The 14,784-nt window shown below is 36.4% G+C and carries 13 protein-coding genes; 2 read left to right on the top strand and 11 right to left on the bottom strand.

The features are described from left to right. The first annotated feature begins 23 nt into the window (after window positions 1–23). Complete coding sequence (locus tag N7931_RS09355; protein ID WP_262793610.1) at window positions 24–227, top strand: DUF2970 domain-containing protein; 204 nt, start codon at window positions 24–26, stop codon at window positions 225–227. On the opposite strand, the gene N7931_RS09350 is transcribed toward N7931_RS09355, so the two are convergent. The 9 genes from N7931_RS09350 to N7931_RS09310 form a co-directional block, all read right to left on the bottom strand. Next, entirely contained in the window at window positions 224–1,069 is an 846-nt protein-coding gene (locus N7931_RS09350; protein WP_262793671.1) for a Dam family site-specific DNA-(adenine-N6)-methyltransferase, read from the bottom strand. The genes N7931_RS09355 and N7931_RS09350 overlap by 4 nt on opposite strands. Beyond that, entirely contained in the window at window positions 1,063–2,487 is a 1,425-nt protein-coding gene (locus N7931_RS09345; protein ID WP_262793608.1) for a hypothetical protein, read from the bottom strand. Before N7931_RS09345 ends, N7931_RS09350 begins: the two co-directional genes overlap by 7 nt. A 58-nt stretch (window positions 2,488–2,545) precedes the next feature. Then, complete coding sequence (aroB, locus tag N7931_RS09340; RefSeq protein ID WP_262793606.1) at window positions 2,546–3,619, bottom strand: 3-dehydroquinate synthase; 1,074 nt, start codon at window positions 3,617–3,619, stop codon at window positions 2,546–2,548. Window positions 3,620–3,632: 13 nt separating this feature from the next. Further along, entirely contained in the window at window positions 3,633–4,148 is a 516-nt protein-coding gene (gene aroK, locus N7931_RS09335) for a shikimate kinase AroK (RefSeq protein ID WP_262793604.1), read from the bottom strand. Between the two features lie 234 nt (window positions 4,149–4,382). After that, a complete protein-coding gene (locus tag N7931_RS09330; RefSeq protein ID WP_262793603.1) occupies window positions 4,383–6,419 on the bottom strand; it encodes a type IV pilus secretin PilQ in 2,037 nt (678 codons plus the stop codon). Between the two features lies 1 nt (window position 6,420). After that, window positions 6,421–6,960 (bottom strand): pilus assembly protein PilP, encoded by a 540-nt coding sequence (locus N7931_RS09325; protein WP_262793601.1) that lies wholly within the window; start codon window positions 6,958–6,960, stop codon window positions 6,421–6,423. Continuing rightward, window positions 6,953–7,558 (bottom strand): type 4a pilus biogenesis protein PilO, encoded by a 606-nt coding sequence (locus N7931_RS09320; RefSeq protein WP_262793600.1) that lies wholly within the window; start codon window positions 7,556–7,558, stop codon window positions 6,953–6,955. The genes N7931_RS09325 and N7931_RS09320 overlap by 8 nt, the downstream gene beginning before the upstream one ends. Beyond that, window positions 7,555–8,136, bottom strand: coding sequence for a PilN domain-containing protein (locus tag N7931_RS09315; protein WP_262793598.1), 582 nt, complete (start codon window positions 8,134–8,136; stop codon window positions 7,555–7,557). The genes N7931_RS09320 and N7931_RS09315 overlap by 4 nt, the downstream gene beginning before the upstream one ends. Then, window positions 8,124–9,206: a pilus assembly protein PilM gene (locus N7931_RS09310; protein WP_262793597.1), complete on the bottom strand. Its 1,083-nt coding sequence runs from the start codon at window positions 9,204–9,206 to the stop codon at window positions 8,124–8,126. Before N7931_RS09310 ends, N7931_RS09315 begins: the two co-directional genes overlap by 13 nt. Window positions 9,207–9,375: 169 nt before the next feature. On the opposite strand from N7931_RS09310, the gene N7931_RS09305 reads away from it, so the two are divergent. Next, the gene (locus N7931_RS09305) at window positions 9,376–11,907 is read left to right on the top strand and encodes a penicillin-binding protein 1A (RefSeq protein WP_410369347.1); all 2,532 of its coding nucleotides are present in this window, start codon (window positions 9,376–9,378) and stop codon (window positions 11,905–11,907) included. A gap of 78 nt (window positions 11,908–11,985) precedes the next feature. Here N7931_RS09305 and yihA read toward each other — a convergent pair whose 3' ends face one another. Together yihA and N7931_RS09295 are read right to left on the bottom strand one after the other, a co-directional pair. Further along, entirely contained in the window at window positions 11,986–12,618 is a 633-nt protein-coding gene (yihA, locus tag N7931_RS09300; RefSeq protein WP_410369348.1) for a ribosome biogenesis GTP-binding protein YihA/YsxC, read from the bottom strand. Between the two features lie 112 nt (window positions 12,619–12,730). Next, entirely contained in the window at window positions 12,731–14,725 is a 1,995-nt protein-coding gene (locus tag N7931_RS09295) for an ATP-binding protein (RefSeq protein WP_262793592.1), read from the bottom strand. Between the last annotated feature and the right edge of the window lie 59 nt (window positions 14,726–14,784).

Below are 14,784 nucleotides of genomic sequence, written 5' to 3'. Positions count from 1 at the left end.
AATAAACTTATTTTGGAATTGATTTGAGCCGCTTATCCAATAAACTCCAATACCTATTATCTGCACTGGCCGCATTAATTGGTGTACAAAGCCATGCCAACCGAGAAAAAGATTTTAAGCAAAAATCTGCCATAGGTTTTATCCTAACTGGCATTATTTTATTAATGATATTTATTTTGGGGCTAATTATGCTGGTGAAACTGGCGGTTTATTTAACCTCGGTTTAAACCACAGGTTGCTTTAGTTTATTCACTTTATATAAAGCTAAAACTTCATTAACGGCTTTTCTGGTGCCTGCATTTTGGCTAATCACTCTGGATACTTTTTTAGTTTGAATTTTTGCCGGTAAATATAAATGACGGCTCACCGGTGTATCATGATTGCTAATTAATACCGTATTTTTACCTGTGCTGGATAATTCATGGGCAATATCAGCTAAACGTTTTTGATCATGAATATTAAAGCCAGATTTAGCATATTGAGTAAAGTTAGCGGTTTCGCTCAAGCTAATATACGGCGGATCACAATAAATAGCGCTCCCTTTAGGGGCTTGCCGCATACAAGTTTCAAAGTCTAATAGTGTAAATTCAGCTTGCTGGGCTTTGCGGGCAAAAAAGTACATTTCATGTTCAGGAAAATACGGCTTTACGTATTTTCCAAATGGCACATTATAAAAACCTGAATTGTTATAACGACATAAACCGTTATAACCATGACGGTTTAAATAAGTAAATAAAACTGAGCGACGATAGCTATCTGTTTCCTGATTAAACTCAGTTCTGAGCTGGTAATAAGCATCTGCCTGATTATATTTTTCTTGATACATATTTTTACAATCAAAAATAAACTGCTCAGGCGTTGCTTTAAGGTGTTTGTATAATGCAATCAGATCTGGGTTAATATCATTTAAAATATAGTTTTTAAAATTGCTGTTTAAAAACACTGAGCCAGCACCAACAAAAGGCTCAACTAAAGTTGTACCGCGTTTTGGTAACAAATCAACAATAGATTCAACCAGTGAATATTTACCACCGGCCCATTTTAAAAATGCTCGTGTTTTTTTCAAAATTCAGTCTTGTCAGAAATTAGTTTTTGTATTGCTGCAACAGATTTAGCAAAAGCCCCTTCGCGAGTTAATTCTTCGGGTAATTGTGTAATCGCTTTAATTGCCTGCTGCTGAGTAGCATAAATACCGTAAGTTACCCCAAAGTATTTTTCACTCATATATATGTTTAATTTTTCAGTTGTTTTTAATGAAGCTAGATACTCATCCAATACTTTTTGTGAACTAACCAAGGTGAGTTGGATTACATAAGCATCGGCTTTTTGAGCCTTAAACCAAAGGTTATCATAATAGCCGGAATCGGCTTGGGTTTCATCTTGATTTAGCGCAGATTCAGCTAACTCAGGTTCGTTTGCTTGATTTCCATTCGCCTGATGATTGGTTTCGCTGTGTTCAGACTGAACTTGTTCCGGTTTATCTGTTTGAGTTAATTCAGAATCAGAGTTAGAGCCACTAACTAGGTTATCCGCCGTTTTATCATCAGCATCGCCAGCTTCTGTCACACTTTGTCCGTTAGCGTCACTCTGTATTTTGTCAGCCTTTTCACTTGTTTGATTTTTTGCTTGGCGGGCAAAAAATTCAGCCGCTGTCATATCTTTTTCAGCCGTTGCTTTATCAACAAAATCCATGTTTTCTTGAATAATCGCTTTATTTTCAATGGCATCAATTTGTTGTTTTGCAGTGCCGGCATTTTGTTGCGGAATTGATGGGTTATCCACTTGTTCTGCTTGAGATGAGGGCTGAATTTCAGCTTTGGCATTGGCTTGGTCTTTTGTTTCTGCTTTGTTTAATAACCAAAAAAGTGCACCACAAAACAGAATTAAAATTCCCCCTAAACCAACATATAAACCCGTTTTTTTCTGAGTTGATTTTGTTTTCTCGTCAGCTTTATTGCTTTTTGTTTTTGCTAATGTATTTGTAACTGTTTTTTTATCTTTAGCGTTATTACTTTTCGCACGATTATCTTTAGCATTAGTCTCAGCTTGGCCTGAGCCAATTAAACTTACTGTTTGGCTGGGATAATCATTAATAAATTTATCGCCCTGCGCTGGGGTTATTTCAAAAATAACATTAAACCGACCAGCTAAATATCGCATCGCCTGTAATAACTGATTAATAACTGAGTCGCTTGGTAACCCCTGAATGGCAACAACATAACAAATATCATTATTATCAAACTGATCTAATAAAAATTTTAAATCACTCTGACCCAAACCAACAGGTTGAGAAAATAACTGTTTAGCAATCGTTTGAATAATTTTATCGTCAGATAAGCCAGTTAGGCTTGGAATGTAACTTAAGCAAAACTCATCCTGAATATCACTTAAGTAACGAATTAGCGGGTCTTTAGGCTCAGAATATAAAATAACAGCGTGGGTAAAAGACAAGTTGTAAAACAGACGATCCCAGTTTTGTGGCCTCATCTTTAAATGCCTTATATTAAATTATGCCAATTATTATCTTGAGCCAAGCAGACATAAATTAATTTAAAATGGCTTCAAGCTCAGCTTCTGTCACGTCGTCCATAATTTCGCAGTGACCAATTTTTGTCGGAATAATAAAGCGCATGACATTAGCCTGCACTTTTTTATCTCGCTTCATGTGTTTTACAAAATCAGCAACCGACATTTGCTCAGGCTTAACAACAGGTAGTTGATAGCTTTCGATTGTAGCGGTCACTTCAGCAAAATCATCCGCATTAATATAGCCGCGTAAATGAGCTAAGTGAGTTGCTAATACCATACCGGTAGCAACAGCTTCGCCGTGTAACCATACGCCATAACCCATTTCGGCTTCAATTGCGTGACCAAAAGTATGGCCCAGGTTTAATAACGCTCTGGCACCTTTTTCAGTTTCATCCGCGGCAACTATTTCAGCTTTAATTTCGCAGCAGCGTTTAATAATTCGGGTTAACTCAGCATTATCTAAAGCAGATATTTGCACTTTGTTATCAATTAAACTTTGCCAGAACGAACGATCAAAAACGATCCCATATTTAAGCACTTCAGCCATACCAGCAGCAAATTCACGCTTAGGTAAACTTGATAAGGTATCAATATCAATAAATACAGCTTCTGGTTGCTTAAAAGCTCCAATCATATTTTTGCCAAGCGGGTGATTAACCGCTGTTTTACCACCAACAGATGAATCAACCTGAGACAATAAGGTCGTCGGCACTTGAATAAAATCAACTCCTCGTTGATAACAAGCAGCGACAAAACCAACTAAATCACCAATAACACCACCACCAAGCGCGATTAAAGTGACGTCTCGGGCGCAGTTATGTTCAAGCAAAAAGCTATTTACTTTTTCAAAGTATTCGAGTGATTTATATTGCTCACCATCCGGTAGTTGGTAAGTCAAAACATCAAATTTATTTAAGCTATTAACTAATTTATCCAGATATAAAGGCGCAATAGTTGTATTGGTAATCACCACCACTCTTTTGCCTTTAATAGCATTTTCAAATAGCTCAGCCTGATTAATTAAACCGCTGCCAATTAAAATCGGGTAGCTGCGCTCAGCTAAACTCACTTGAAGTTCTGTATTGCTCATATCTGAATCTTAATTAAAAACCTAATTTATCGATGATCTCACGAGAGACTACTTTGGCACTTTGGTTATCTGTTTTAACCGTTAAGTCTGCAATCTCTTCATATAGCGGGTTTCTGGCTTCGGCAAGATTCTCTAAAACTTCTTGCGGCTCGCCGGTTTGCAATAAAGGACGACGCTTATCGCGCGCAGTTCTTGCAACTTGTTTTTCAATGGTTGTTTCTAAATAAACAACAAAACCACGAGCTGAAAGACGGTTTCGTGTTTCTTTGCTTAAAATAGAGCCACCACCGGTCGCAAGTACAATGCCTTGTTTTTCGGTTAAATCGAAAATTACTTTTTCTTCACGCACTCTAAAACCAGCTTCACCTTCAACGTCAAATACCCAAGCGATATCAGCGCCTGTGCGACGTTCAATTTCGGCATCAGAGTCAAAAAATTCTAAGTGAAGTTCGTTTGCAAGTTGTCTACCAATGGTACTTTTACCGGCCCCCATCGGGCCTATAAGGAATATATTACGTTTCTCGGCCATTTTAGTTTTTACACATCTATTAAGTTAAGTTGCTCCGAAAATCCAGTATCCTGAAAAGAGCCGCGATTATCCCAATAATTAGCAAGTAAAAGCAAGCTTAGTAGCCAAAAATGAAGCCAATAAGCCTAAAAAATCTAAATTTGGAATAATAAACATGCATAAATTGAGTTTTGCGGGCTTTTTTACAAAATACCCAAGTTCAACTATGCGGATTTTACTGTAATCTGGCTGTAATTAAAGCTTTTCTGTTACGATTCTTGGGGTAACAAAAATAAGCAGCTCTTTTTTCTCATTAAATTCTCTGCTTTTTTTAAATAACCGGCCAACGTAAGGAATATCACCCAGCAGCGGAACTTTAGATTCGGTATTAACGATTTGTTGCTGATAAATACCACCTAATACTATAGTTTCACCGTTATCGACTAATACTTGAGTCCCAATCTCCTGCGTATCAATGGCTACAGCAGAGCCGGTTGAAGTATCCACAGTGTCACCACGAGTATCTTGAGTAATAATTAAATCCAGAATAATTTTATTATCCGGTGTAATTTGAGGTGTAACTTGCAGGCTTAAAACCGCTTTTTTGAACGTTACAGCGGTTGCGCCGCTTGAAGCAGCTTGCACAAACGGTATCTCAGTACCCTGCTCTATATAAGCGGTTTTTTGATTAGCTGTAGTAATTCTCGGGCTGGCAATAATTTCGCCTTTATTTTCAGTCTCAAGTGCGGTTAACTCTAAATCTAGAATTGTGCCGTCGCTTAATCTGGCAATACTTAACCCAATACTTCCCGCAGCATTAGCAACCGGCAAATTCACATTCATTCTTTGATTTAGCGGCGGGATCACACCAGATGCAATCGTATTTGCCCCTTCTAATGAACCGGAAACACCATCAGAATTTTGCTGATCACTAAATCCCCAGCGAATGCCCAACTCTTCACTTAAATTATCATTCACAGTCACAATTCTGGATTCAATTGTGACTTGTTTTACTGGAATATCTAAAATGTTAACCAGCTTTTTAACGTTTTCGATATTGCTGCCGGTATCCCTAATTAATAATGTATTAGTTCTTTCATCAACCGAAACAGCCCCACGCTCCGACAGCATTTTGCTTTGCTCACCCTGCAACATAGCTGCGATTTCTGTTGCTTTGGCATAGTTAATCTGAACAAACTCAGAATATAACGGTGATAATTCTTCAACTTGCTTTCGGGTTTCCAGCTCTTTTGCTTCTCTGGCTGCAATCTCTTCGCTAGGTGCAACCAACAAAATGGAGCCTTCCATGCGTTTATCCAAACCTTTAATTTTAAGAATAATATCCAGCGCTTGATCCCACGGCACTCCATCTAAACGCAAAGTCACATTGCCGCTTACCGAGTCACTGGTTACTAAATTAAAGTTATTATAATCTGCAATAATCTGTAAAACAGAACGCACCTCAATATCCTGAAAATTCAGTGAAATAGGTTTGCCATTATATCGGTTTGAGACACCTTTGTTTTTATTCTCAGCCACAATATCTAGACTAAAGATACTGTCAATTTGTTGATATTTATAATCAAATGGCGCATTCATGCTAATTTCAATACGCGCACTGTCGTCATTTCTAAAGGTTTCGATATTATCGACTATCGTGCCAAAATCGGTCACATCCATCTGATACAAAAGCTCATCTAAAATTCGAGTATTATGAAAAACCGCAATAATTTTGTTATTCCGCTCAGTAACATCGATTGCCGCCGCTTTATTTTTCATAAATACCAAGACTCGACCGCTATTATTTTCTGCATGACGAAAATCAATGGTATCTAATGAGTTAATATATTTGGACTGTGCGGTTTTATCATTTGCCCCTGTATTTAAATTATTGGCAATAGCAATAAAAAAACGATTGCCGGATGAGCGGGTTTTGTAAATTTTTAAATATTCTAATTCAATATTCAAGGTCAGTATTTTACCTTGCTGGCGAGCATTGATTTTATTGACACCGGCATGATCAATTTGAGTGGTGGTTAGGTAGTTTTCAAATTTTGCATTGTCAAAATTTAAACTAATCGCAGCAGGATTATTACTCACCTGAATTTCAGGTTTTGCGATGATTTGATCAAATACCAATTCAATTTCAATCGCATCACGCATAGTTGGCTGATATTTTATTTCATAAAGCGTGGGTGAAGCCTGTTCCTGTGCATATAACCGGCTCGGTAAACAATAAAATAAACAGATTAAAAACAAATAGCTATAAAGATATGTTTTATTATTTTTCATATTATTGGTTTCCTGCCGTATCACTTTTAGCAAAAATCGAAATTTCAGCCTGCCGAATTACCCAGCAGCCACTGCCATCCGGAATCAGCTCTCGCAGCTTGATATATTCAGGGGTAATTTGTTCAACTCGCCCATGAAACAAGCCGATATAATCGCCTTGTTTAACTCGATATAATTGACCACCAGCAACCGATGCTAATGCGTACAGCTTGCCTTTTTCGCCTAAAGTGCCACGCATTTTTATGGTATCGAGCGGATATTTCTCTAAAGCCTGTTTGTCACGATTAAAATCTGGCTGCAAACAATTTAAATCGGCCTGTTTGGTTTGGGTTAACATTTCTGGTTGTGGTTTTACAAACGGGCTACGCATTTGCTCAACTGAATACTCAAAGCTGGTAAATTCTTTTACGGTTAATATTGGCTCGATATCCGTTTGGGCATTTGCTTGTACTTGCTGAGTAAATGCCTGCAAGTCAGTTAAATCTTTACCGCATCCAAACAGCAATAAGCTCCCGATAAATATACAAAGTGGTTTAATCATTGGTTTTAACCTCTTTGTATCTATACGTTTTTGCTAATAAACTTAAAATTAAATTGCCGTCTTTTTGCTTGATCGTAAAATCATGCAGGGTAACAATTCTGGGTAAGGCCGCGACTTTACTTAAAAAGTGACCAAAATCATGATAACTACCTGTTATTTCTAACTTTAACGGTAGCTCAGTATAAAACTCTCGCTCAATTTCTGGTTCCCAATTTATTTTTGTAAAAGTTAATCCGTTTGTTGTACCTATATAAGTAATGTCGTCTAACAGACCAGGGGTTTCTGTTTCTGTTGGTAATGTTTTTAATAGCTCAGCAAAAGATTGCTCCATTTGGCGCATTTGAGTTTTATATGCATCAGCATTTATCGCAATATGATATTTAGCTCGATATTCTAGTTTAAGTTCATTTTCTTGCTCAGTTATTGTTTTATAATTTTCAATTTGGTCACTAATCATTAACTGATAACTCAAAATAGCGACCACAATAGCTAATAAAAAAGCGACAAAAACTTTAGCTGGCTTAGGCCAATTACCCATGTCGTTAATATCAAGCTCTAGCTCATTTAGGTTTTTAAGATCAAAGTTTTTTAAACTCATGGGTTAACCTCCGCCGCCGATATTCGCTCGGCAAAAGGCTTAACCTGAACTGACATTTTAAAGTCGCTTAATAAATCTATTTGGGCATTTGCTTTGGCGGCCACTATGGTATTGAGTAGCGGCAATTCAAATAAATAAGACGCTTCGGCATTTCTCATTAAGTTAGAAACCCGATTATTTGATTCACTTTTACCTGTAATAAAAACCGAATTCCCTTTTTTCTCAAGTTCAGTAAAAAAGATACCAGCAGGAACGGTAGTGGTAATTTCTGCCAATACTTGAGCTGCCAGATTACGGTTATGTTGTAAGTCGGCAATCAGCTCCATGCGCTGCTCTAAGCTTTTCCGTTTGGCTTTTAGCTCTTTAATTTCAGCAATTTTAGCGTCTAATACCAAAATTTCATTTTGCAGATACTGATTTCGCATTTGCTGATTTGCAATTAAATGACTGTAATAAGCATCTACTAATAACATTAATCCTAGAGCACTAATTCCTACCATAACCAAAATAACAATATAAGATTTTTGCTTTTTCTGTTTTGCTTGCTCACGCCAAGGTAGTAAGTTTATATGTGGCATAAATCAAAACTCCGCATGGCTAATCCAGTCGCAATTAAATATTCTGAATTTGACTTATTAAATTCAGAATCAACCAAACTATCTCCCTTTTGCATCTGTAAAAAAGGCTTTGCTAAAATACAAGGAATTTCAAGTTCCTGCGTGATCTGTTCAGCTAAGCCATGAATTAATGCGCAACCACCAGACAAAATTATATAATCAACTTTTTGTTCTGCTGTTGATGTAGTGAACATTTGGATTGTTCTTCTAATCTGTTGAATTATTGAATTTTGAAATGGCCCTAAAATTTCGGCCTGATAATTTTGTGGTAAATCACCAGAAAGTTTTTCTAATTCCGCTTCTTCATAACTTTTTTGATAAAAACTCTCTATATTTTTGGTAAGAACATCTCCTCCAAAAGGCTGATCTCTCGTATAAATAACCTGATCTTTTTTAATAATGCTCGTTAATGTTATATGAGCCCCCAAATCTACCATCGCAATACACGGCTCATCATCAGAGCCTTTAGGTAATTGGGGTAAACATAACTTCGCGGCACGAGCCAAAGCATAAGCTTCAACATCCATAACTTTAGCGTTAAAACCCGCTATTTCCATAGCCGATACCCTAGCTGTTACACTTTCCGTTCTAGCAACACTCACTAACACTTTAACTTTCTTATTATCTGTGTTGACTGCTTCGATCCTTTCAAAATCAATACTAACTTCTTCAATTGGATAAGGAATTAAACTATCTGCTTCTATTTCTATTTGAGTTGCCAATTCATCATCACTAAAGCTAGCGTCCATAAAAACTGTTTTAGTGATTACTGTAGAGCCAGATACAGCGACAGACACATCTTGAAATTGCCGAGATATTTTTTTTCTAAGTCGACTTATAACTCGGCCAACAGCTTCAATGTCTTTAATATCTTTATCATTAACTAATCCTTTTGGCATAGGCTCTTGCTCAAATTGTAATAGCCGATAATCATGACCTTGCCGCTCCATTAAAACAGCTTTAACAGAATAAGAGCCGATATCTACACCAATTAAAATTGAGCTTTTTTTTCCTAATAACTTGCCAAACATAGTAAATGACCATTTATTTTCATTATTATATGGTTAAGTCTGGTTAGCTTTTTTTATGCCAATCCACCACAACAAAATGCCGAATACTTGGCATATTCAGAATTTGTTGTAACATAACCATGTTGAAACTTGATATTATTTATATTCGCTAACCAATTCCTAAGCCCGGATGCTCATTGTGAAAAAAACGATTAAGTATTTATTTTATTTTTTTATTATCTCAAGTTTATTGGGCTGCTTAACTGTTTACGCCACTTACCAATATATTAAAAATGACTTACCTGATGTTGAAACTTTAAAAAATGTTGAGTTCCAAACTCCTATGCAAGTTTATTCAGCAGATGGCTATCTAATTTCTCAGTTTGGTGAAAAAAGACGAATCCCTCTTACTTACGAGCAAATACCACCTAAACTCATCAATACCCTATTAGCTACAGAAGACAACAGGTTCTATTCACATAACGGCGTTGATTTTATTGGTATGGTTAGAGCCGCTATTACAGTATTGACCAGCGGCTCTAAAAAGCAAGGTGCAAGTACAATAACCATGCAATTAGCTAGAGGTTTCTTTTTAAACAGAGATAAGACTTATATACGTAAAATAAAAGAGATTTTTATTGCTTTAAAGATGGAGCAAGAGCTAACTAAAGAAGAAATTTTGACGTTATATATTAATAAAGTTGAGCTCGGGTATAGAGCATTTGGCTTTGGTGCCGCAGCTAAAGTTTATTACGGTAAAAATATAGATGAGCTCAATATAGCTCAAATGGCTATGTTGACCGGCTTATTAAAAGCACCAACCGCTTACAACCCATTGCGAAATCCTGAACGAGCTCTTTTCAGACGAAATACCGTTTTGTGGCGTTTAAAAGATGCAAGATATATAACCGAACAAGAATATCAGCAAGCGTTAGAGCTGCCTTTAAGCGCAAGGTATCATGGTGCCGAAATCGAATTGGATAGTCCATATATCGCAGAAATGGTAAGACAAGAGTTGGTTGATAAATATGGTGAAGAAGTAGCATATACCCAAGGTTTTCAAGTTTATACGACTGTAACACTTAAATCTCAGTCAGCTGCCTTACATGCCCTTAGAGAAAATTTGCATAATTATGACGAAAGGCATGGCTACAGAGGAGCTCAAAAGATTCTCTGGATAGAGAATCAAGAAAGCAAACCAGATAACAAAGAAATTATAAATGCCCTAAAAAATGAGCCTGATTTTGGTTGGCTGGAAAATGTTGCAGTTATTCACATCGACAATGAAAAAAATACATTTTCTTTTCTACGTAAAAATGGACAGACTGGAGTTGTTGAATGGGATGGAATGAAGTGGGCCAGAGCTTTTATTGATGACGATAGCCAAGGAGATGAACCCAAATCTGTTACCGAAATTGTCCATGTTGGTGAGGTCGTTAGTGTAAGAAAAGTTGACTCAACATGGCACTTATCTCAATTTCCTGACGCCTCATCAGCTTTAGTTGCAATAGATCCAAATACTGGAGCTATTCAAGCCTTAGTGGGTGGTTATGATTTTAGGCAAAGTGAATTTAATCGAGTTACTCAAGCCAAACGTCAAGTCGGTTCAAATATTAAACCTTTTATTTATTCTGCCGCAATTCAACATGGGTTTACCTTAGCCAGTATTGTTAATGATGCACCGATTAATCAATGGGATAGACGTCAAGGGACAGTTTGGCGTCCACAAAACTCTCCTCCTGTTTATGATGGTCCTATCAGGTTAAGAACGGCATTAGCTAAATCTAAAAACGTAGTTTCAGTACGTTTATTAAGAGCTGTTGGAATTGATAACTTAGTTAATCATTTAACTCAATTTGGTTTTTCGCGTGATGATATTCCAAGAAATGAATCATTGGCTTTAGGCTCAGCATCATTTACCCCAATGGAATTAGCAACAGCTTATACCGCGTTTGCAAATGGCGGTTATATTGTAAAACCTTATGTTATTGAACGAGTTGAAGATTCTGCCGGCAATATGATCTACCAAGCGCCAATTCAAAAGTTGTGTCGGCCAAACTGTGAACCGCAAGATTCAATCGCTGAATTTACTCCAACAGAAACTCAAACAATAGAACAAGAATTAATTTATGCACCACGGGCAATTTCAAAACAAAATGCGTTTTTAATCGCAGATGCAATGACAAGTACGATTTGGGGCGGCGGAGACTGGAACCGAGGAACAGGTTGGAATGGGACAGGCTGGCGTGCACGAGCCTTAAAACGTAAAGATATCGGCGGTAAAACAGGTACAACTAACGAAGCAAAAGATACTTGGTTCAGTGGTTATGCCCCCAATTTAGTTGTAACTAGTTGGGTCGGCTTTGATGATCATAGACGTGCTCTAGGGGCGAGTTCTTACAATAATAATCTGGGTAAGGATCAGGTTTATGGTAAAGAGTTTGGTGCACAAACAGCACTGCCGTCATGGATTACATATTTACAAACAATGCTTGATGGTATTCCACAGAATGACAACCAGCTACCGGAAGATATTTCAACTGTCAGAATAGATACGGAAACAGGGAAACTCAGCAACAAAACGGATTATACAGCTATGTTCGAATATTTTATATCAGGAACAGAACCTAGCCAGTTTGCAGATAACTCACCTCAAATAGAAATGCTAAATTCAACACAATCAGGTGAAGTGGCCGAAACAGAAATAGAACAAATCTTTTAAAGTAGAAATTTAAATTAAGTGCAGTTAATAGCTGCACTTAATCTATATTTAAATTGAGTATTCATAGCTTCACAATCGTTACTCAGAAGCTTGGATATTTTCGGCTTTATACCATTGGTTTAATTTGTTTTTAAGCTGTTTAACCCCTATTCCTTTTAACGACGAGAACAGCTCGACATCAACATCACCTTCAAAATTAATACTGGCTTTCCTAACCTCTTTTAATACTGTATTACGGGCACCTTGTTTTAATTTATCTGCTTTAGTTAATAAAATCAGGACTGGTAAGCCACTATCAACAGCCCAAAAAACCAAATCTTGATCTAAGTCTTTAAGTGGATGCCGTATATCCATCAATACCACTAATCCTGCTAAACATTCACGATTTTGTAAATATTCACCTAAAGACTTTTGCCATTTTTTCTTAACTTCTAACGGCACTTTTGCAAAACCATAACCAGGTAAATCTACCAACCGCCGTTCTTCATCCAACTCAAAAATATTAATTAATTGGGTACGTCCCGGTGTTTTACTTGTTCTGGCTAGCCCTTTTTGTTCTGTGAGTGTATTTAAAGCGCTTGATTTACCCGCATTAGAACGCCCAGCAAAAGCGACTTCGTAACCAGAATCATCACCTAAACCATCTATATTTGGTGAACTAATTTTAAATTTTGCATGTTTGTACTGAATCACAAGATCACTCCTAAGAATTTTCGCTTAGTCTAATCAAATATATCGACAATGCCAGCTATAGATAACAATAAGAAAAAATAAGGAGGTAAAATCATAAAAATAAACTTTTGACTTGTTTTTATGGTGATATTTATGAATCAGAGACAACAACAGCTTGATTTAATTCTGATATAAGTTGAGCAAAATACCCTTGACCCTCTGCGATATTATTTTGCCTAATACTATGCTCAAGTAAGCCTGCAACTTCGGTTAACTTATTAAACCCAAAGTTTCCAGCAGAGCCCTTTATATTATGAGCAATCTGTAAGACTTGTTTCCAATCATTTTTCTGCTGTGCGCTTTCTAAAATTTCAATTTGCTCAGGTAAACCGTCTTTATATTCAGCTACCATTTTTGAAAATTCTGCACTATCAATTGAAAATAAAAACTCATCTTCATCCTCTTCAGATTCTTGCGCAATAGCTAAGAATTGAGATAATACTTGGATAAATGAATGCCGCTCGATAGGTTTGCTTAAATGACCATTAAATCCTCTTTGCAAGTAGCTATCAATATCCTTTTTCATTGCATTGGCTGTAAGAGCTATGACTGGTATGGATGCATTATTTTTTCGGATTAAACCCGTTGCAGTTATACCATCCATAACGGGCATTTCAATATCCATCAAAATTAAATCAAAATCTAATAATAAACACTTTTCAATTGCCTGCTCACCGTTAACAACTAAACAAACATCTAAACCAAGCTCAGTAAGATATTGAGCAATTAAACGCCCATTATCAGGGTGATCCTCCGCTAATAAAACTGTCCCTTTAAACTTTTGTTTGGAGAATAAATCCATATTTGGATAACTTTCAATTTCAGGGAGAGCACTTTCCCATACAGCAGATTTTGAAACCTCAGCCTTAATTGTAAAACTGAACTCTGAACCAATTCCAACTTCACTACTCACGTTAATCTGGCCATTTAACTTTTCTATCAATTCCTTTGATATATACAGCCCTAACCCCGTCCCACCAAATTTTCGACTTTGACTACTTTGAGCTTGATGAAATGCACAAAAAAGTTTATCCAGAACACTTTGCTCCATACCGATTCCAGTATCTTTGATTTTCACATGCAAATTATTTGACTGCTTAGAATAAGACACTCGAACATGAATCCCACCTTGTAATGTAAACTTAATGGCATTATTAGTTAAATTAAGCAAGACCTGATATAAACGTGTGCCATCAGTCATAATCTTATTAGGTAGAGGAAAAGAGTAGCTAACAGAAAAATTTAAACCTTTCTGATTTGCTAAAGCTTGTTGGTTTTGCTCTACTCTTTGGAAAAGAGCAAATAAATTAGTTTCTTCAATATCAACTTCTAATTTACCAGCCTCTATTTTAGACAAATCTAAAATATCATTAGCAATAGTGAGCAAATGCTTACTATTAATATAAATAGTGTTTAGAACTTGATCATTTTTAATTTTATTTTCTTCGGCATTAATATAAGCTTCGGCATACCCTATAATTGAAGTTAAAGGGGTTCTTATTTCATGGCTCATATTTGCTAAAAATTGGCTTTTAAAATTATTTGATGCTTCTTCTTTTTCTAGTAATATTTGTTTGTGTTCATTGGCTTGAGTAAGTGCCTGTTCATAGTTAAATAAACGGCGGTTAACTTGCTCTAAAATAATACTCGCTATCCACGCAATTACAGCCCAAATAAAAATTAACACTAAAACAGAAATATCTTCTTTTGTAATTTGAGGCTTGGCTATTATTAATACCAGAGGAATAAAAAAGCTAACAACCCCTGATAATAATTGCGTTTTTGAACCTACCTGAGCAATCACAATCCCAATTAGAAACATTAATAAACTAGGAACGATTAAAATATGGTTTTGAGTTAAAAACGCATTTAAATACGTAATAAAAACAGCCCCAACAATATTATAAATGATTAGAGATGTTTTTGAGTTAAATAGCGGTTTAGTTGAAAAAGTAGCCCAAGTAATAGCTGCCCACGCTAGTAAATAGCAAGCTCTCGCAGGAGCCACCAGATTAAACTCTTCAGTTGATAGTACATAAGATTGACACAATAAAATTAAAGGGATGATACCACCGATAGCATACACATAAGCAACAACCGGGCGAGTTCGTTTCTCAAGATATGCTTGATATTTTTCTTCCTTTT

This window comes from Catenovulum sp. 2E275 (genome assembly GCF_025515275.1).
In the GTDB taxonomy this organism is placed as follows: domain Bacteria; phylum Pseudomonadota; class Gammaproteobacteria; order Enterobacterales; family Alteromonadaceae; genus Catenovulum.
The sequence above is the reverse complement of the archived record's forward strand: the minus strand, read 5'-3'. Positions and strand labels throughout refer to the sequence as shown.